Genomic DNA, 19,533 nt, shown 5'->3' with positions numbered 1-19,533 from the left:
TCGGCACCCCTTTCCCAGATCCTGTTCGCTGGCCTTACTTCGCCGCCGAAGCGACGGAGATCACCACGCAGCTTTTGCCCGTCGGCAACAGAAGGGCTTCACCGGCGTTGCCGCCGAGCTCGTACACCTCGACCTGTCCAAGATGGTCGGTGATCTTGCTGCCTTGCGGAAGAATGGACGGGATGTCGGCACACGGACTAGCGAATGGCGCCACCCGCACCATCGCCCCCTCGCAACCCGAAGCGGTGGGCGATGCGAAAACGACCCCGGCGGCAGGCCCGCTATAGCCTTCCGTCGCATAGTCCATGCCGACAAAGGCCTGGACGGCATGCTTGTCGGCGGCCAGGTCGTTCCACAGCGATTTGACGCTGTATTTCGTGCCCGTCGTCAGGATTTGACCGAGCACCGGATAGACGGTCGAACAGGCCTGCACACCGGCTTGCTTGACGTGCTCGAGGAAAGGCGTGTCCGGCAGCGCGGGATTGGTTGTCTCAGGCTGTGCGGCCGTCGCGCTGCCGACCAAATTGGCGATCGCGGCATAGTTCCCGGCGGCAAAGCCAAGGCCCGCCACGACAAGCCCCAACAGTGAAAATCCGACGACGCGCGGCCACCGCCGCCGTGGGCGCTCGATCAGTCTCTGTCGATCCGCCTCAAGGGGCGGGGTGCTGCGTTTCGCGGACATGAACGGGTCTTGTTGGCTCATGATGCTGCCCCGGTTATTTGACTGGCGAAAGGGCTTCCGTCAGCCCCTTCAGCGTTGCGGTCACGGTGATCGTCTGGCCATCGACGGTCGGGTAGGAGATCGCCGGCGTCGCCTTGAGCGAAATCTGCTGGCGCATCACCGGCCCCACCGGCAGCATGCCGACACAGACCATTTCATTGCAGCCGTTCAGATGCACGTCGATCGGCTGCGCCTGCCCATCGAATTTCAGCGACACCAGGCCGTCGCTCCTGGCGTTCGGCGCCGTGCGCAGGATCATGTACGGCTTGCCGTCCTGTGTGGCGGCAAGAGACCAACTGAAGGCCATCTTGCCCGACGCGTCCTCGATCACCTGCGAGACATTGCAGACCTTCTTGCGCGCCTTGAGGTTCTCGTCGCAGATCAGTGTCCAGTTTTCGAAAGGACGGATGACGCGCTGGTAGTCGCCGAGTTTCACGTCGGGCGGCAGCGCCACGTCCGAAGGCTTGATCCTGTACGGCGAGGCGACCTGCCCGGCAGCCGGCGCGAGGCCGCCGCAGAGCGCCAGGCAAGTCAGGGCAACAAGTCCTTTCATTCCTGCCTCAGTTCAAGGTGAAGCTGATGCCGGCGCCGACGCCGACATGCCCACCCGCGGCAGTGCCGGACAAGTTGCCACGGATGCGACCATCCTCGCTGGTATAGCCGGCGCCGAAGGCCAAGGCGCTGGAATCCCGCCAGAAGCCGCCGCCCGCCGCGACACTCAGCTTGCCGGGCCGGTCATCGTAGCGCAGCGAGGCGGCGGCGAGCCCAATCGCTGCCGCTTGCCGTGCTTCGTCGCGTATGCCGCCCAGGTCCGTATTGAGCTGGCTGAGCTTCTGATCGGTATAGTTATTGGCCTGTTGCAAGGTCGTGGCCGCCACCTTGTCGGTATAGGTGTTGGACGTGTTGATGCTCGTGGCCAACCCCTGGTTCAGCTGGTTGACGTTGACCGCGTCGGTGCCGGCAACGCCGGGGCCGACATTGGAGATGACAACCGGCGCGTTGACGTCACCGCCCTGCAGCGTGATGCTGTTCTTCTTGCTGCCGTCTGGATTGGTGTCATACGTCACCGCGTTCTGGCTAAGCGATCCGAGGCCCGACTTCAAATCCTCGACCGCCGTGTTGGTGGCGTAGAGCTGCGAGCCGTTTATCGCATCGGTGCTGTTGGCGTTGACCTGTCCGGCTGCGACATTGGTGATCGTCCGCTCGGCGCCGGCAGCACCGACGCTGACGGTTCCGACCGGAGTGGTCCCGGCAAACGTGTAGGTCTTGCCGTTGATGGTCGTGCTGGACGTACCGACCGCGGTCTGCGTCACCGAGCCCGAACCCAGCGCCACATCGTTAGCGTTGTTGGCCTTGGCACCCTGGCCGAGCGCCACCGCGCCTTGGCCCGTGGCAGTCGAGCCATTGCCGGCCGCAAGGCTGTTGGTGCCGCTCGCCACGCTGGCCGGCCCAATCGCCACGCTGTCGGTGCCGCTCGCGGTGGAGTCGGCCAGTGTCGAATTGGCGTGGAAATACTTGATGCCGCCGCCATTGCTGATGTTGGTCAGCGCATTGTCGACCGCGGTCAGCCCGTCATAGACGGTCGTGTAGGTGTTGCCCTGAACGGTGTAGGTCGGTCCGGTGATCGAGCCGTCCGGATTGACCGTGGTGCCGCCGCCGAACAGGTTGGCGATGTTTTGCGACACGCCCTTAAGCTGGGAGACGTTGACGCCATCGGTATCGGCGGAACCCGCCGCGACGTTGGTGAGCTTGCGTTCTGCCCCGGCTGCGCCCATCGACACCTCGCCGACCGAGGTCTGCGGCGCGGTCAGGCCAAAGGCCGTATAGCCGGTCTGTGCGCCGACCGAGGTGATGGACTGAGCGCCCAGCGCGACGCTGTTGATAAAGGTGCTTTGAGCGGCGGCGCCGAGCGCCACCGACTGGATGCCGGACGCCAGCGAATTGGTGCCGAGCGCCAGGCCGTCGGCCAGCATGACATGCGCGTTCTGGCCGATGGCCGTGCCGCCGGGCGCGGTCTGGTCGACAATCGCGCCATTGCCGATGCCGACGCCATTGTCGCCGTTGACGACCGTCGTCGGGCCAACCGCGACCGATTCCGCACCGACCGCGAGCGAGTCGCCGGCCGCCGAATTGGCATGGAAATATTTGGTCGACGTCACCGAGACCGAGGCGATCGCTCCCTGCAGCTGGCGGACCGTCACCGCGTCCTGCGCCTGCGTGCCGTCGGCGACATTGGTGATCTGGCGGTAGGATGTGGCGGTGCCGACCGAAACCGCGCCAAGCAGCGTCTTGTCGGTGGTGTTGTACTGGATGAAGTTGGACGGACCGGCCGCTATCTGGCCGCTGGCCGGAGCCAGGGCGCGATCGGAAACCGAATCGGAACCGAGCGCCACACTGCCATCGATGCTGGCCGCACTGTCGCGGCCGAGCGCCAACCCGCTGACGCCGGTCGCGGTCGCCTGGTAGCCGACGGCGGTGGAGCCGACCCCTTGCGCGAAGGAATCGGTCTGCGCCAGTCCGGTCTCGTTGGTGCGGGCGTAGCGGATACCCACGCCATTGGCGTCGGTATAGGCAGTCGAGGTATCGCCGGCAATGTTGCTGATGGTGTTGCCGAGATTGGTGACGTCACCGCCGATGTTGGTGATCGAGTTGCCGAGATTGGTGATGTCGGCAGTGTTAGTGGCGATGTCAGTCGTGTTTTGCGTGACCTGCTGGTTGGTGGCGAAGAGCTGCGAGCCGTTGACCGCATCGGTCGAGCTTCCACTCAACTGTCCGGCCGCGACATTCTGAATCTGGCGTTCGGCTCCCACCGAACCGACAGAGAACGCACCGGCCGGCGTGGTGCCGGCGAAGGTGTAGTTGACGCCGCCGATCGTCGTGCCGCCAACGGCGGTCGTTGTGCCCGATGCCGAATTCAAACCGATCGTCACATCGCCGGCATTGTTGGCCACCGCATTCGGACCGACGGCGACGGAGTTGGTGCCCAGCGCCTGGGAGTCAGGCAGTGTCGAATTGGCGTGGAAATACTTGATGCCGCCGCCATCGTTGATGTTTGTGATCGTGTTGCCGAGATTGGTGATGTCGGCGGTGTTGGCAGCGATATCGGTGGTGTTCTGCGTCACCTGCTGGTTGGTGGCAAAGAGCTGCGAGCCGTTGACCGCATCGGTCGAGCTTCCACTCAACTGTCCGGCCGCGACATTCTGAATCTGACGTTCGGCTCCCACCGAACCGACAGAGAACGCACCGGCCGGCGTGGTGCCGGCGAAGGTGTAGTTGACGCCGCCGATCGTCGTGCCGCCAACGGCGGTCGTTGTGCCCGATGCCGAATTCAAACCGATCGCCACATCGCCGGCATTGTTGGCCACCGCATTCGGACCGACGGCGACGGAATTTGTTCCAAGCGCCTGGGAATCCGGCAAGGTCGAGTTGGCGTGGAAATACTTGATGCCGCCGCCATCGTTGATGTTGGTCAGCGTAGTGCCGATGGCGTTGACCGCCTGGTTGGTGGCGAAGATCTGCGAGCCGTTGACAGCGTCGGTCGACGTCGAACTGATCCGCCCCGCCGCCAGATTGGTGAGCGTGCGTTCCGCGCCTGGCGCGCCGATGCTGACCGTCGAGGCCGGATTGGTGCCCTGGAAGGCGTAGGTAGTGCCGTTGATCACGGCATTCGCCGTGCCGACCGCAGCCGTGGTCACCGAGCCCGAGCCGAGCGCCACGTCGCCGGAGCTTGCCGCCGCCGTCGCGCCATTGCCCAGCGCGACGTTGCCGGCGAGGCCGGACGCACCCGCGGTGGAGCCGTTGCCCAATGCCACCGAACCTTGCCCGATCGCCTTGTTGTTGTTGCCGATGGCGACAGCGCCGTTGGCCATATTGGCCGCGGTGGCGGTTGCCGTGCCGTCGCTGTTGGCGATGTTGTTGGCGCCGCCGGTGAAGGCGCCCGTGCCGCTGGCATAGCTGGGATCACCGATCGAGACCGCGCCGTCGCCATAGGCGGTGTTGCCGGAGCCGATCGAGACCGCCTTGCCGCCGGTCGCCACCGCATTGATGCCAATGGCGACCGCCTGAGCCGAACTGGCCTTGGCGCTGGTGCCCATGGCGATGGCGTCCTGCGCGCTCGCATTGGCCTGCTTGCCGATCGCGGTGCTGTTGATGGCGCTCGCAGTGGCGCCCAGGCCCAGCGCGCTTGCGCTCGCGGCAGTCGCCGTGGCGTTGTTGCCCAGCGCCGTGGCGGAGACGTCCGTGGCCTGGGCTCCCGAGCCCGCTGCCACCGAGCCAACTCCACTTGATACCGCCTGGTTGCCTAGCGCCAATGCGAAATCGGCTGAGGCATTGGTGCTGGAGCCGAGCGCGGTCGTGTTCAGCCCTGTCGCGCTGGCCGATTTGCCCATGGCAACGGCACTATCCTTGCTGGCGACGGCTCCCCAGCCTGCGGCCGTGGCGTAGTTGCCGCTGGCTGTGGAGCTGGTACCGAGGGCTGCGGAGTTCCCTCCCGAAGCAACGGAGAAAGTGCCCAAGGCGTTGGCGCCGGCTCCTGTGGCACTGGCTTGGACGCCGAGCGCAACCGAATTGACGCCGCTCGAGATCGTGCCTTGGCCCAGCGCCATCGCGCCGCCTGTGCCCGTGGCTTTGGCGTTCAAGCCGAGAGCCACCGAGTATTGTGCCGACGCAACGGATGAACGTCCAATCCCGATGGCGTCGGCCTGCGATGCCGTGACATCCGTGCCGATGCCGATGGCGCTCGTACCAGTACTACCTGTTCCGGCAACGGTCCGCGAGCCAAGATAGATGGAGTTGATCTGGGAGGCGATCGTTCCAAAGCCGATCGCGACGGCATTCTGGCTGCCCGCGCTGGCATTGGTGCCTTCGGCTATTGAATCGGCTCCGTTTTGCACGGCTCCGGATCCAATCGCGATACCGCGCACTCCGTTTGCCGTGCCGCCGCCGCCGACAAATTGTGCCAGTGCCGGCGTGGCGATGCTCCCGAATGCCGCCGCGCCTAGCGCCGCTGCCAGAACCCTACCGTTGCCGAGCATGCCGAGCCCATGCCCCCTGCGGCGCATGCCGAGCACACGATGAGCCATGCGCAACACCGCCATCAGGCGGCGGCGAACCGAGCGGGAGCCGTGATCAGCGCCAGCAATCCAGTGCCCGGCGAAATGCGCCGTGCTACGCCGAACAAACGAGCCACTCGAATTGCGATTGTCGGTCATGGTTCCCTCTCCGCTGGCCGGCACGAAATGTCTGACAATTCCGATCCACAGCAGGAAGACACGATTCTTGCCTGCAGTATTTCAGGAAATTGCTGCGTCGCGAGAAAAGAGCGGAGCAACTCGACGGAGGTTAACGGCTGGTTACCTTAGCAAATGCTTTAAGACAAAGTAATAGAACAATGCCGTAAGCGCCATCTCATCTAATCTTCGAGTTAAGCTTGCCCAACCGCGCCTGCAATGGCGTCACCTGCCGGTATTTCTTCATAACGGTGGTGAAATGGCTCTGGCTTGAAAACCCGGCCAGATTGGCGATGTCAGCGATCGTCATGCGGCTTTCGGCAAGCAGCCTTTCGGCGAAGTCCAGCCGCAGATCGAGGACGTATTGATGCGGCGGCACTCCGAACGTCCGGGAGAAGGCCCGCACGAAATGATAGGATGAAAGCCCGCAAACCGCCGCCATCTCGGCGAGCGCCAGCTTGCGCGTGAAGTTCTCTTCGAGGAAGTCCTGCACTTTGTGGGCGCTGCGGGCGGAAAGCGCGCCTTTCACGTTCAGCGTCGGTTGTCGCATCGCCGCTTCGGCCCTTGAAGCAAAGCTATTGATTTCCGCGCACTGCATGTCCGTGGACAATCCCTGCTTTCAAAGGCTGAAGCACCAAAGCGCACCTGATGATGACTCACGCCAAACATGGGCACAGTCGCGAGCGACGTATTTTGCAAAACTCCGCAACCTTTGTAGGAAATTCCGGTCTTTTGATATTCGGCCGACGAGTGTGGCGAGTTTTCCATATCAGCACTTTTAGGTCTTGACTGGAGCATAGAAGGTCGGCGTCCGTCCTCTGTACTTCTTCATGGTTGCGGCCAGATGGCTCTGATCCGAGAACCCGGCGAGGTAGGCGACTTCGGCAATTGCGAGTTCGCCGTCGACGAGCAGCTTTTCCGCGAAGTCCAGGCGCAGGTTGATCAGGTAGCGATGCGGCGGCATGCCGAACGTCCTGGCGAACCTTGCAATGAAATGGTTGGGCGAAACCCCCGCGACGGAAGCCAGTTCGGCGACCATGACTTTTCGCACGAAGTTCTCGTCGAGATATTCGCGCACACGCCGAGCACCAACGGCGGAGAGCCCGCCTTTGGGCAACAACGCCTGCCTGCCGCGGCTCGTGTAGGTGCGCAGCAAATGCACGCCGAACACCGTCAGCAGCGAATCCAGATAAAGCTCATTCGGTGGCAAGGCTCCGGTCAGCTCGGCGGTGATCATCTGGGCTATGTTGAGAGCCCTCAGGTCGACCGTGCCGAACGCAGGCGGCTCGAACTCTGTGTTGGCGATATCGGACTCATGAGCGGCCAGTTCCGATAGCGCTTCCGGCGATATGGAGACGACGGCGTTTTCCCTCGTCTCGGACCATGCGAAGGTGCTGTCGACGCCTGCGGGATTGATGATGAGGCACCCGACCGGCGCATCGTATTCTGTGATCTTGTCGCTGCCGAGCGAGGCTCTGAATTTGCGTCCCGGCCTCAGCACAATTCCGGCAGAATGTTCCATGGCCAGGAATGTCTGCGACCCGGGACCGCGGACGGAATGGATGACGCTGCCGCGCGCGGTGGCGCGTCTGGGCCCGGCACTTTCTGGAATGATGTCCAGGACATATCGGGCTGTCCGATCGACGCCTCGGGAAACGCCGCTCTCCCGAGCCTCGTCCGCATTTTTCATTCGGGTAGCCTCGGCCGTTTTGCTGCCGCTTGAAATCCCCCTTATGCCCGACCCGAAACCAGCGTAACGCACAGGCCTTGGATAGGGAAGAACTCCCCCGCGCAAAGAAAAATTTTTATTCGGGAAAAGAAAGAAAAAACGACCGATACAGGAAGTCGGCGAGCATACTGCTTCAGCCCCCGGCCAGTCTCGCCATGCGAGAGTTTTCGGCGACTCGCGGCATGACCGGCTCCACGTTCTCCACTGTGTTAGTACACCACCATAGGGGCTTGGTGCGGCCTTCGCAGGCCGACAGCTTGGTTTGTCACCGAGATCGGCGACAGCAATGACGCGGGGCGGGACGTGCGGTTACAAATCGCCGCGACGTTTTTCGTACAGATCCCAGGTGAGTTCCACAAAAGCCAGAAGAACATCGTCATGGTTCCAGCCGGACGCTACCGCCGCCTGGACGGTTTCACGGACCATAGGCAACAACTGGCGCTGGCATTCGGCCGCCATGTCGACGTCGCCCCCTGGAGGTCCCTCGAAGTTGAATCCCATCATTCGGCGCCTCCCCCACCTCTGATGAAAGTGTTATATCGCCATTTTCGTTCCCTCTGATATACAGTATATGTGGTACCAAAGTACAGGAAACATTGGACCACCAAGGCGGCACAGGACGATGCCGGGCCACGCCGTCTCTATGCTTTCCCTTGGGTTAGCATGGGCTCTTTTGAACGTCATTGTACGGAGGTTGATCGGTTCGATCTCTGACCAAGTAGATTTCGTCGGCCAGGCCGTGTCCTGCCAATGGGAATGCAGGAATACCGTTCGGCATGTGGCGATATCGCCCGGTATCGCCACATGACCGGCCTCATCAAGGGCTCGCCCATCGATACCGACCGGAACGCGGACCCCTGGCTTGCCGGCCATGGGAGGCATGACCGGCCGCATTGCCTTCTGCAATCGCTCGCTGGATAGTCCCGAAAATGTTCGAGACCCTGGCGACTCACTGGCCCCATATATTGGCGATCATCTCGGTGGTGATGGCGACCATTGGCATCGCCCATGCCGTCATGACCAAGGAGGATGTCCGCGCCGCCACCGGCTGGGTCGGCATCATGCTGCTGTCGCCGATCCTTGGCGTGCTGATCTACGCCGTTGCCGGCATCAACCGCATCCGCCGTGCCACCATCACCGCACAGCGCCCGCTTGCCGGCGATGCGGTGTCGGCCAAACATGAGCGCGACTTTGCCGCCGAGGAAGCCTTGATTGTCGAGCGCTACGGCCAGCGGTTCACCGGCCTGCGGACACTGGGCGACAGGGTGGCGCGGCGCACGCTCAATCCGGGCAACGCCATCGATGTGCTGGAGACCGGCGACGAGGCCTATGCCGCCATGTGCGCGGCGATCGATGGCGCCGAGCGTAGCGTCCTGCTCGAGACCTATATTTTCGACAATGACGCCGTCGGCCTGCTTTTCGTCGAAGCGCTGGCCGGCGCTGTACAGCGCGGCGTCACCGTCCGCGTGCTGATCGATGCCGTCGGCGCCCGCTATTCCGTCCCCAGCATCCTGGGGCATCTGCGCCGCGCCAACATTCCAGCCGATGTGTTCAACGGCAACATCGTCATGGGCCTGCGCTTGCCCTATGCCAATCTGAGGACCCATCGCAAGATCGTGGTGGTCGATGGCGCGGTCGCCTTCACTGGCGGCATGAACATCCGCAAGGGCTTTTCCGCCGAGTTCGCCGGCTCGAACAGCGCCAGGGACACGCATTTCAAGGTGACCGGCCCTGTTGTCGCCGATCTGTTCTCGATCGCGGCGGAAGACTGGCGCTTCGCCACCAAGGAGGCGCTGAAGGGCGATGCCTGGCGCATTGCGCCGCTATCACCCTCGCCCGGCGTGCCGATGCTGGTGCGGGCTGTTGCGTCCGGTCCCGATGCCAGCAACGAAACCAACCACAAGCTGCTGATCGGCGCCTTCTCCGTCGCCCGCAAATCGATCCGCCTGATGTCGCCTTATTTCCTGCCCGACCGCGAGCTGATCAGCGCGTTGATCACGGCGGCCCGGCGCGGCGTCGAGATCGACATCGTCGTGCCGGCGGTGAACAACCTTTTCCTTGTCGACCGGGCGATGACGGCACAATTCGATCAGGTGCTGAAGCACTATTGCCGCGTCTGGCGCGCCGAGGGGCCGTTCGATCATTCGAAACTGCTGTCGATCGACGGCGTGTGGGCCTATGTCGGTTCGTCCAATCTTGATGCCCGCTCGCTGCGGCTGAATTTCGAGATCGACCTGGAGGTCCTCGACGCCGGCTTTGCCGGCGAGATCGAGGCGCGGATCGGCTCCGCGATGACCTCTGCCGTGCCGGTGACGCTCGAAACCCTGCGCGCCCGGCCCTTCCTTGTCAGGCTCTTCGATCGGGTGCTTTGGCTGGGTTCGCCCTATCTCTAGAAAGGCGCCGGCGGCTTTAACAAAACGACGTGTTTGACGGATAGTTTGATGCCGGTCATGGAATATAAGCGCAAAGACTCTATTTGGGGTGCATGGTGAGAGCAGCACACATGGCAGGCACGCGGTGCGGATGAACGGACGCAGCCTCTCGGCAAGCGTGCTTTTGTCCATTCGCGACAGGCGCATGCAGAAGGCAAACGCTGACGCGCACAAGGCGACCGCGACCACCGGCACGCTGGTCGCTTCCTACAATGTCCACAAATGCATCGGCGTCGACCGCAAGTTCGATCCTGAGCGGACCAGCCGCGTCATCCGCGAAATCGACCCCGACGTCATCGCCCTGCAGGAGGCGGATAACCGTTTCGGCGACCGTGACGGCCTCCTCGATCTGCCCCGCCTCGAGCGGGAAACCGGTCTGGTGCCGGTGCCGATTTCAGCCACCGGCAAGGGCCATGGCTGGCATGGCAATGTCCTGCTGTTCAAGAAGGGCGTCGTCCGTGACGTGCATCAGATCAGGCTTCCGGGCCTGGAGCCCCGCGGCGCGGTGGTGGCGGAGATCGACCTCGACGGAAACCGGACATTGCGCGTCATCGCCGCCCATCTCGGCCTGCTGCGCCACTCGCGCTCCCAGCAGGCCCGTGTCGTGCTCGACATCATGAGCAGCGCCGATGAAAAGCCGACGCTGCTGCTTGGCGACCTCAACGAATGGCGGCTCGGCAACCGCTCCGCGCTCAACACGCTGCATGCAACGTTCGGGCCGCAGCCACCCGCAGTCCCCACCTTCCCCTCGAACCTGCCGCTACTGGCGCTCGACCGGATCATGACCAATCGGCATGGAATGATCGCGGCGGTGGAAGCGCATGATACGCCGCTCTCGCGCGTTGCCTCCGATCATCTGCCGCTGACGGCGTTTGTTCGTCTGGACCGTATGGTTTCCGCCGATAACGCCATAATATCCTAGAGCATGATGCCGAAAAGTGTGAAGCGGTTTTCGGATGACATCATGCTCTATCTCTTTGATTTAGAGGCGGATTCAGATTTCAGGTCGATTCGACCTGAAATCATCCGACTCTAGGCGTCGCAAAGCGTGTAAATTTACGGTGGAACGCTCCGTTCTTCCGCGAGTTTATATGTCGAGTTTATGTCTTAACTCGCAGGAGGACGAAATGAAAAAGTTGATTTTAGCTTCCCTTTTGGCATTGAGCGCAACGGCGGGATTCATTGCGCCAACGCAAGCTGCAAGCGTGATCATCCAGTCTGATGACGGCAACCAGTACTCACCCGATAATAACGACCAGGTCGTCGTTCGCCGCCATCACCGGCAGAACAACGACAACCAGTATGGCGACGACCAAAACGTGCAATATGATAACAACAACGATGGCGAGTATCGTCGCCACCACCGGCACCACCGCTGTCATATGGAGACAGTCGTGCATTGGCGCCACCATCACAAGGTGGTCGAAGACGTTCGCGTCTGCGGCTGATCGATAAGAGCAGACCCGAAACAAATAGGCCTGTCCCAACTCCATTGGGATAGGCCTATTCGTTCGCGCTCCTTCACGGGCGTGGCCATGCCGCATTGCACAATCCTGCGGCCTTGCCCACACTGCAGGCATGGTCCGATCTTCCCTAGCCGTGCTGGTGATCGATGAAAATCGCATCCGCGCCTCGATTATCGAGGCCGGCCTGCGCGAGGCCGGCCATCAGCGGGTCACGGTCATCCATGACGTGACCGGCATTGCGCGGCGGATCGCGGAGATCGAGCCCGACGTTATCGTCATCGATCTCGAAAATCCCAACCGCGACATGCTCGAAAACATGTTCCAGCTGTCGCGCGCCGTGAAGCGCCCGATCGCCATGTTCGTCGATCGTTCGGACCAGGCCTCGATCGAGGCGGCCGTCGATGCCGGCGTCTCAGCCTATGTCGTCGATGGGCTGAGACAAGAGCGCGTCAAACCGATCCTCGACATGGCTGTCAGCCGCTTCAACGCCTTCTCGCGGATGGCGCGCGAGCTGGAAGAGGTTCGCGGCGAGCTCGAGAGCCGCAAGGTGATCGACCGCGCCAAGGGCATATTGATGAAGTCGCGTGGCCTCTCCGAAGAGGCCGCCTATACGCTGCTGCGCAAGACAGCGATGAACCAGAACCGCAAGATCAGCGATATCGCCCAGAGTCTGGTGACTGCCGCCGGGCTGCTGGGACCGGCGGAGGATGAATGAGCATGACTGCTGCGCACCAGATCAACGCCGGCTTCATGCCACTCTTCGACAGCGCCGTGCTGGTCGCCGCAAGTGAGCTTGGCTTCGCCGCACGCGAAGGCGTCGACCTCACGCTGCACCGCGAGACGTCCTGGGCCAACATCCGCGACCGTATCGCCATCGGCCATTTCGATCTCGCGCATATGCTGGGACCCATGCCGCTCGCCTGCAATCTCGGGCTGACGCCGCTCGCTTCCAAGACGATCGTGCCGTTCTCGCTCGGGCTAGGCGGCAATTGCGTCACCATCTCCAACGCCGTCTGGGCCGGCATGGCAGCGCATGGCGCCGAACCCGATCTCGATCCGGGGCGCGCCGGTGCCGCCCTTCTCGCGCTCATTCGCGAGCGTGTCGAGACCGGCCGCGATCCACTTCGCTTCGCGGTCACGCACCCGCATTCAGGGCACAATTACGAACTGCGCTACTGGCTCGCGGGCTGCGGCATCGATCCAGAGCTGGAGATCGAGATCGTCATCGTGCCGCCGCCTTTCATGGCCGACGCGCTGGCCACAGGCCGCATCGACGGCTATTGCGTCGGCGAGCCCTGGAACAGCGCCTCGGTCGCCGCCGGCACCGGCCATATCGTCACCGTCAAGGCGCTGTTGTGGAAGAACAGCCCGGAGAAGGTGATCGGCGTGCGCAAGGCCTGGGCCGACGAGAATCCCGAGGCTCTCGCGGCACTGCTGCGTGCGCTGCATCATTCGGCGCGCTGGTGCCAGGATCCGGCCCACCACGCCGAATTGGCCGATGTGATGGCGCGCCCGGGTTTCCTCGGCCTGCCGCCGGCCGTGCAGATGCCGATCCTGACCGGCCATCTCCGATTGGGCGGCGGGGCGGAGCTGGACATCGACGACTTCTTCCTGCCCTTCGACAAGGCGGCGAACTTTCCGTGGACGAGCCATGCGCGGTGGTTCTACACGCAGATGGTGCGCTGGGGGCATGTCACGCACACGCCTGAGAACCTCGCCATCGCGCGGGATTGCTACCGCCCCGACCTCTACCGCTCGGCGCTGAAGCCGCTTGGCGTCGCGCTTCCCGGCGCCAACGCGAAGGTCGAGGGCGCGCTCAAGGTCGCCACCGCCGTCGGCGCCACCGGGGCCGGCCTGGTGCTCGGCCCGGACGGTTTCTTCGACGGCCAAATCTTCGATCCCGACGAGATCGAGGCGTATATCGCGCGCCAGAAATCGGCTCACGCGGAAGCCTGATGATTTCCGCGCCATTCTTGTGCATTGCACAACAATTGTGCTGATGGCGGCTCTAATGAACAATCTTTGGCCTGCTCACCATAGTGCTTGGCACGCCGTCAACAGGCACGAGTCGCTGATTTCATTGATGGTTTTCCCTTCTCCGCAAACTGGCATGGTTCCTGCGTTGGCATAATCAGGCCCTTTGTGGGTCATGGAACAGGCGTCCAATGGCGGGCGCCACAGGCAAAGCTGCCGCTCAGGTCAAGACGCGCTCCCGGTCTCTCGGGCGCGAAGACCTGGCCGGCGGCTTTTTTGTTTTGCAATCGCGTTCAACCGGAGACGACGATGAAGAAGACGATGAAGAATTGGATAGGGACTGGCACATCGCTCGGGGATGTGACGCGCCGCGATTTTCTTGTCAGCAGTGCCATGACGGCCGGGCTGTTCGTAGCGGCCCGCAAGCTCTTCCCCTCCGGCGCCTATGCCGCCACAACCGCTCCGGAAGTCACCGGCGCCAAGCTCGGCTTCATCGCGCTTACCGATGCGGCACCGCTGATGATCGCCAAGGAGAAGGGGCTGTTCGCCAAATTCGGCATGCCCGACGTCGAGGTGCTCAAGCAGGCTTCCTGGGGCGCGACGCGCGACAATCTGATGCTCGGCGGCGCCGCCAACGGCATCGACGGCGCCCACATACTGACGCCGCTGCCCTACCTCATGCACACCGGCAAGGTGACGCAGAACAACCAGCCTATGCCGATGGCGATCGTGGCGCGGCTCAACTACGACTGCCAGGGCATTTCGGTCGCCCAGGAATATGCCGGCACCGGCGTCGGCCTCGACGCCTCGAAACTGAAGGATGCCTTCGCCGCCAAGAAAGCGGCCGGCAAGGACATCAAGGCCGCCATGACCTTCCCGGGCGGCACGCATGATCTCTGGCTGCGCTACTGGCTGGCCGCCGGCGGCATCGATCCCGACAACGACGTCTCAACCATCGTCGTGCCGCCACCGCAGATGGTCGCCAACATGAAGGTCGGCAACATGGACGTGTTCTGCGTCGGCGAGCCGTGGAACGAGCAGCTCGTCCACCAGGGCGTCGGCTTCACCGCCGCCACCACGGGCGAGTTGTGGAAGGGCCACCCGGAAAAGGCGCTCGGCCTGCGTGCCGAATTCATCGAGAAGAACCCGAACGCCACCAAGGCGATCCTGATGGCCGTCATGGAAGCCCAGCAATGGTGCGAGGCCAAGGAGAACAAGGACGAGATGGCCGCCATCATTGGCAAGCGGCAATGGATGAACGTGCCGGTCGCCGACATCATTGGCCGCCTCAAAGGCGACATCAACTATGGCAATGGCCGCGTCGCCAACGGTACCGACCTTTACATGAAGTTCTGGAACGGCGGCGTCTCCTACCCGTTCAAGAGCCACGACAGTTGGTTCCTCGCCGAAAATATCCGTTGGGGTAAGTTCGCGCCGACCACCGACATCAAGGCGCTGGTCGATCAGGTCAACCGCGAGGATCTGTGGCGCGAGGCGGCCAAGGATCTTGGTGTTGCGGCCGCCGATATACCGGCTTCTTCGTCGCGCGGTACGGAAACCTTCTTCGACGGCAAGGTCTTCGATCCGGCCAACCCGTCCGCCTATCTCGACAGCCTGAAGATCAAGGCATCCGCCTGATCGCCGGCGCTCCCACGGAGTTTTTCCCAGACATGTCGATCCAGACTATCGAGGACACCAAGGTGAAGGCATTCCCCGCCAAGCCGGCCGAGGTGATCGCCTTCACCCCCAGGGCGCGGCACCGCTTCGATGTCGTCGCGATCGCCGGCAAACTGGCGAGCACGCTGGTGCCGCCAATCATCGTCATCGCCCTCATGCTCGTCGTCTGGCAGATCGCCTGCTCGTCGCCCACATCAAGCCTGCCGCCGCCAAGCCAGGTGTGGAACGAGGCCTACGATTTGATCGCGCATCCGTTCTTCAACAATGGCCCGCAGGATATCGGACTGGCGTGGCGGGTGCTGATATCGCTGCAGCGCGTCGCCATCGGCTTTGGCCTGGCGGCGATCGTCGGTGTTGCGCTTGGCGCGCTGGTCGGCCAGTCGATCTGGGCGATGCGCGGCCTCGATCCGGTGTTCCAGATTCTGCGAACCGTGCCGCCGCTGGCATGGCTGCCGCTGTCGCTGGCGGCGTTCCGCGATTCCAGCCCGTCGGCGCTGTTCGTCATCTTCATCACCTCGATCTGGCCGATCATCATCAACACCGCCGTCGGTGTCCGCAACATCCCGCAGGATTACCGCAACGTCGCGCGCATCCTGCGGCTCAACCAGTTCGAATTCTTCGTCAAGATCATGGTGCCGGCCGCCGCGCCCTACATCTTCACCGGCCTGAGGATCGGCATCGGCCTGTCCTGGCTCGCCATCGTCGCCGCCGAAATGCTGACCGGCGGGGTCGGCATCGGCTTCTTCATCTGGGACGCGTGGAACTCGTCGCGGCTGCCCGACATCATCGTCGCGCTCGCCTATATCGGCGTCACCGGCTTTTGCCTCGATCGCCTGGTCGCTGGCCTCGGCGCCTTCGTCACTCGTGGCACAACGGCAAAGTGAGGACAGCGCGATGACCGCCTATCTGAAACTCGACCATATCGACAAATCCTTCGCTCGCGGCGGCCAGGTCAGCGAGGTGCTCCGCGACATCAGGCTGACCATCGACAAGGGCGAATTCGTCTCCATCATCGGCCATTCCGGCTGCGGCAAGTCGACCTTGCTCAATTTGATCGCCGGACTGACCAAAGTGTCCGCCGGTGCCGTGCTGCTCGAAGACAAGGAAGTCGACAGCCCCGGACCCGAACGTGCCGTGGTGTTCCAGAACCACTCGCTGCTGCCGTGGCTGACCGTGTACGAAAACATCAACCTGGCGGTATCGAAAGTCTTCAGCCGTTCGAAGAGCAAGGCCGAGCGGCATGACTGGATCATGCGCAATCTCGACCTCGTGCAGATGGCGCATGCCCTGGACAAGCGCCCTGCGGAGATATCCGGCGGCATGAAGCAGCGCGTCGGCATTGCCCGGGCGCTGGCCATGGAGCCGAAGATCCTGCTGCTCGACGAGCCGTTCGGCGCGCTCGACGCGCTGACCCGCGCCCATCTGCAGGACGCGGTCATGGACATCCATTCCAGGCTCGGTTCGACGACAATCATGATCACGCACGATGTCGACGAGGCGGTGCTGCTCTCCGACCGCATCGTCATGATGACCAACGGTCCCGCGGCGACCATCGGCGAGGTGCTGCCCGTGCCGCTGGCACGGCCGCGCCGGCGCGTCGAACTCTCGTCCGACCGCACCTTCCTGCGCTGCCGCGAGGCGGTGCTGAAATTCCTCTACGAACGCCACCGCTTCGTCGAAGCCGCGGAGTAACGCCATGACCGAAAGACTCGTCATCATCGGCAACGGCATGGCTCCCGGGCGCATGCTGGAGCATCTCCTGGAACAGGCGCCGGGCCGCTACGCTGTCACCATCTTCAACGCCGAGCCGCGGGTCAATTACGACCGCATCATGCTGTCGCCCGTGCTGTCGGGTGAAAAGGCGTATGAGGAGATCATCATCCACGGCGACGGCTGGTACATCGCCAACAACATCACCCTCTACAAGGGCCACAAGATAACAGCCATCGACCGGACGGCCAGGACGGTCACCTCCGACCACGGCGTCACCGAGCCGTACGACAAGCTGGTCATCGCCACCGGCTCGGTGCCATTCATCATTCCGGTGCCCGGCCATGATCTGCCGGGCGTGCTCACCTATCGCGATCTCGACGACGTACAGGCGATGATGCTCGCCGCGCAGTCCAGAGCCAAGGCAGTGGTCATCGGCGGCGGCCTGCTGGGTCTCGAGGCCGCGGCCGGCTTGAACCTGCAAGGCATGGAGGTCACCGTGCTGCACGTCAATCCGACCTTGATGGAGCGTCAACTCGACCCGGCTGCCGGCTACCTCCTGCAGCGCGCCATCGAGGAGCGCGGCATCAAGGTCATCACCAAGGCGAACACAAGGGCGATATCAGGCAATGGCAAGGTCGAGCAGGTCGAGCTTGCCGACGGCACCATCATTCCAGCGACGCTCGTTGTCATGGCGGTTGGCATCCGGCCGAACGCCGCTCTGGCCAAGGAGGCCGGCATCGCCGTTAACAGAGGCATCGTCGTCGACGCCGGCATGCGCAGCAACGACCCCGACATTTACGCGCTCGGCGAGTGCGCCGAGGTCAACGGCATGGTCTACGGGCTGGTGGCGCCGCTCTACGAAATGGCGCGCGTTGCCGCCAGCCAGTTGGCAGGCAACGAAGCAGCCGCGTTCGTCCATATGGACACACCGACCAAGCTCAAGGTCACCGGCATCGACCTGTTCTCGCTTGGCGACTTCGCCGAGGGCGAGGACCGCCAGGAGATCGTGCTGCGCGATGCCTCGGCCGGTGTCTACAAGCGCCTGGTGCTCAAGGACGACCGCATCATCGGCACCGTGCTCTATGGCGAGACGGCGGATGGCGCCTGGTTCAACGACCTGAAGAAGAAGCAGACCGACATTTCGCAAATGCGCGATACGTTGATCTTCGGCCAGTCCTACCAGGGGGGTGCCCCGCTGGACCCTATGGCGGCCGTTGCAGCCTTGCCGGATGATGCGGAAATCTGCGGCTGCAACGGCGTTTGCAAAGGAAAGATCACGGGCGCGATCACGGCCAAGGGCCTGACTTCGCTCGACGATGTGCGTGCCCACACCAAGGCCTCGGCCTCCTGCGGTTCCTGCACCGGGCTGGTCGAGAAGCTGATGGTGATGACGATCGGCGACAAATACAATCCGGCCGCCGTCCAGCCGATGTGCGGCTGCACGACGCTCGGCCATGACGAGGTGCGCCGGCTGATCATCGCCAAGCGCCTGAAGGCCATTCCAGCCGTCATGCAGGAACTGGAATGGACGACCTCCTGCGGCTGCGCCAAATGCCGGCCGGCGCTCAACTACTATCTCGTCTGCGACTGGCCCGACGACTACGCCGACGACTACCAGTCGCGCTTCATCAACGAGCGGGTCCACGCCAACATCCAGAAGGACGGCACCTATTCGGTGGTGCCGCGCATGTGGGGCGGGGTGACGAACGCCGCCGAACTGCGCGCCATCGCCGACGTCGTCGACAAGTTCGAGATTCCGATGGTCAAGGTCACCGGCGGCCAGCGCATCGACATGCTGGGCATCCGCAAGGAAGATCTGCCGGCGGTGTGGGCCGATCTCGGCCAGGCCGGCTTCGTCTCCGGCCATGCCTACGCCAAGGGCTTGCGCACCGTGAAGACCTGCGTCGGCTCTGACTGGTGCCGCTTCGGCACGCAGGATTCGACGGGGCTGGGCATCCGCATCGAGAAATTCATGTGGGGCTCATGGACACCGGCCAAGGTCAAGATGGCGGTGTCGGGCTGTCCGAGGAATTGCGCCGAGGCGACCTGCAAGGATGTCGGCGTCATCTGCGTCGATAGCGGCTACGAGATCCACTTCGCCGGCGCCGCCGGTCTCGACATCAAGGGCACCGAAGTGCTCGGCATGGTCAAGACAGAAGACGAGGCGCTGGAGCACATCGTGGCGCTGACGCAGATGTACCGCGAGCAAGGCCGCTATCTCGAACGCATCTACAAATGGGCCAAGCGCATCGGCATCCCCGAGATCAAGCGCCAGATCATGGACGATGCCGACAAGTGCCAAGCCTACTACGAGCGCTTCGTCTTTTCGCAGAAATTCGCGCAGGTCGATCCGTGGTCGGAACGCGTTTCCGGCAAGGACAAGCACGAATTCCGGCCAATGGCTTCGGTTGGGTTTGCCCAGGCGGCGGAGTGATGGAGATGTTAGCGCGAGGCACCCCCCTCTGGCCTGCCGGCCATCTCCCCCTCAAGGGTGGAGATCGAATGTCGTTTCGGCTTTCGCCAATCTCCAACGTTGCCGGACGGTCGCCGTCATTGAGGCTGCCAATCTCCCCCCTTGAGGGGGAGATGTCCG

General features: G+C 63.1%; 15 protein-coding genes. 9 read left to right on the top strand and 6 right to left on the bottom strand.

Translation table 11 applies throughout. The features are described 5' to 3' along the window. Positions 1–34: 34 nt before the first annotated feature. From ACZYHG_RS13555 to ACZYHG_RS13530, 6 genes are all read right to left on the bottom strand, one after another. Complete coding sequence (locus ACZYHG_RS13555) at positions 35–703, bottom strand: hypothetical protein (RefSeq protein ID WP_464614214.1); 669 nt, start codon at positions 701–703, stop codon at positions 35–37. A gap of 13 nt (positions 704–716) precedes the next feature. Next, positions 717–1,274: an invasion associated locus B family protein gene (locus tag ACZYHG_RS13550; protein ID WP_464614213.1), complete on the bottom strand. Its 558-nt coding sequence runs from the start codon at positions 1,272–1,274 to the stop codon at positions 717–719. A 7-nt stretch (positions 1,275–1,281) separates the two neighbouring features. Beyond that, complete coding sequence (locus ACZYHG_RS13545) at positions 1,282–5,931, bottom strand: beta strand repeat-containing protein (protein WP_464614212.1); 4,650 nt, start codon at positions 5,929–5,931, stop codon at positions 1,282–1,284. Positions 5,932–6,127: 196 nt separating this feature from the next. Continuing rightward, positions 6,128–6,559 (bottom strand): AraC family transcriptional regulator, encoded by a 432-nt coding sequence (locus tag ACZYHG_RS13540; protein WP_464614211.1) that lies wholly within the window; start codon positions 6,557–6,559, stop codon positions 6,128–6,130. A 168-nt stretch (positions 6,560–6,727) separates the two neighbouring features. After that, positions 6,728–7,639 (bottom strand): helix-turn-helix domain-containing protein, encoded by a 912-nt coding sequence (locus ACZYHG_RS13535; RefSeq protein ID WP_464614210.1) that lies wholly within the window; start codon positions 7,637–7,639, stop codon positions 6,728–6,730. A gap of 348 nt (positions 7,640–7,987) precedes the next feature. Beyond that, entirely contained in the window at positions 7,988–8,182 is a 195-nt protein-coding gene (locus ACZYHG_RS13530; protein ID WP_464614209.1) for a hypothetical protein, read from the bottom strand. A 425-nt stretch (positions 8,183–8,607) separates the two neighbouring features. On the opposite strand from ACZYHG_RS13530, the gene ACZYHG_RS13525 reads away from it, so the two are divergent. The 9 genes from ACZYHG_RS13525 to nirB all read left to right on the top strand — a co-directional run bounded on the left by ACZYHG_RS13525 (position 8,608) and on the right by nirB (position 19,374). Next, positions 8,608–10,071: a phospholipase D-like domain-containing protein gene (locus tag ACZYHG_RS13525; protein ID WP_464614208.1), complete on the top strand. Its 1,464-nt coding sequence runs from the start codon at positions 8,608–8,610 to the stop codon at positions 10,069–10,071. Between the two features lie 124 nt (positions 10,072–10,195). Continuing rightward, positions 10,196–11,032, top strand: a complete 837-nt coding sequence (locus ACZYHG_RS13520) for an endonuclease/exonuclease/phosphatase family protein (protein WP_464614207.1) — start codon at positions 10,196–10,198, stop codon at positions 11,030–11,032. Between the two features lie 205 nt (positions 11,033–11,237). Then, positions 11,238–11,558: a hypothetical protein gene (locus ACZYHG_RS13515; protein ID WP_464614206.1), complete on the top strand. Its 321-nt coding sequence runs from the start codon at positions 11,238–11,240 to the stop codon at positions 11,556–11,558. 130 nt (positions 11,559–11,688) lie between these two features. Continuing rightward, positions 11,689–12,291, top strand: a complete 603-nt coding sequence (locus ACZYHG_RS13510) for an ANTAR domain-containing response regulator (protein WP_464614205.1) — start codon at positions 11,689–11,691, stop codon at positions 12,289–12,291. Between the two features lie 2 nt (positions 12,292–12,293). Continuing rightward, on the top strand, positions 12,294–13,532 hold the full coding sequence (locus tag ACZYHG_RS13505; protein WP_464614678.1) for a CmpA/NrtA family ABC transporter substrate-binding protein: 1,239 nt from the start codon (positions 12,294–12,296) through the stop codon (positions 13,530–13,532). A gap of 327 nt (positions 13,533–13,859) precedes the next feature. Beyond that, entirely contained in the window at positions 13,860–15,188 is a 1,329-nt protein-coding gene (locus ACZYHG_RS13500) for a CmpA/NrtA family ABC transporter substrate-binding protein (protein ID WP_464614204.1), read from the top strand. Positions 15,189–15,220: 32 nt separating this feature from the next. After that, positions 15,221–16,111, top strand: a complete 891-nt coding sequence (gene ntrB / locus ACZYHG_RS13495; RefSeq protein WP_464614203.1) for a nitrate ABC transporter permease — start codon at positions 15,221–15,223, stop codon at positions 16,109–16,111. 10 nt (positions 16,112–16,121) lie between these two features. Then, a complete protein-coding gene (locus tag ACZYHG_RS13490; protein WP_464614202.1) occupies positions 16,122–16,919 on the top strand; it encodes an ABC transporter ATP-binding protein in 798 nt (265 codons plus the stop codon). Between the two features lie 4 nt (positions 16,920–16,923). Next, positions 16,924–19,374, top strand: coding sequence for a nitrite reductase large subunit NirB (nirB, locus tag ACZYHG_RS13485; protein WP_464614201.1), 2,451 nt, complete (start codon positions 16,924–16,926; stop codon positions 19,372–19,374). Positions 19,375–19,533 lie beyond the last annotated feature (159 nt).

The sequence above is a fragment of the Mesorhizobium subarcticum genome, from assembly GCF_055456085.1.
This window is presented reverse-complemented; position numbering and strand designations above follow the sequence as displayed.

Coding starts and splice junctions, on each gene's coding strand:
- ACZYHG_RS13555 (WP_464614214.1), bottom strand. CDS start 703: ATGAGCCAACAAGACCCGTTCATGTCCGCGAAACGCAGCACCCCGCCC.
- ACZYHG_RS13550 (WP_464614213.1), bottom strand. CDS start 1,274: ATGAAAGGACTTGTTGCCCTGACTTGCCTGGCGCTCTGCGGCGGCCTC.
- ACZYHG_RS13545 (WP_464614212.1), bottom strand. CDS start 5,931: ATGACCGACAATCGCAATTCGAGTGGCTCGTTTGTTCGGCGTAGCACG.
- ACZYHG_RS13535 (WP_464614210.1), bottom strand. CDS start 7,639: ATGAAAAATGCGGACGAGGCTCGGGAGAGCGGCGTTTCCCGAGGCGTC.
- ACZYHG_RS13530 (WP_464614209.1), bottom strand. CDS start 8,182: ATGATGGGATTCAACTTCGAGGGACCTCCAGGGGGCGACGTCGACATG.
- ACZYHG_RS13525 (WP_464614208.1), top strand. CDS start 8,608: ATGTTCGAGACCCTGGCGACTCACTGGCCCCATATATTGGCGATCATC.
- ACZYHG_RS13515 (WP_464614206.1), top strand. CDS start 11,238: ATGAAAAAGTTGATTTTAGCTTCCCTTTTGGCATTGAGCGCAACGGCG.
- ACZYHG_RS13510 (WP_464614205.1), top strand. CDS start 11,689: ATGGTCCGATCTTCCCTAGCCGTGCTGGTGATCGATGAAAATCGCATC.
- ACZYHG_RS13505 (WP_464614678.1), top strand. CDS start 12,294: ATGACTGCTGCGCACCAGATCAACGCCGGCTTCATGCCACTCTTCGAC.
- ACZYHG_RS13500 (WP_464614204.1), top strand. CDS start 13,860: ATGAAGAAGACGATGAAGAATTGGATAGGGACTGGCACATCGCTCGGG.
- ntrB (WP_464614203.1), top strand. CDS start 15,221: ATGTCGATCCAGACTATCGAGGACACCAAGGTGAAGGCATTCCCCGCC.
- ACZYHG_RS13490 (WP_464614202.1), top strand. CDS start 16,122: ATGACCGCCTATCTGAAACTCGACCATATCGACAAATCCTTCGCTCGC.
- nirB (WP_464614201.1), top strand. CDS start 16,924: ATGACCGAAAGACTCGTCATCATCGGCAACGGCATGGCTCCCGGGCGC.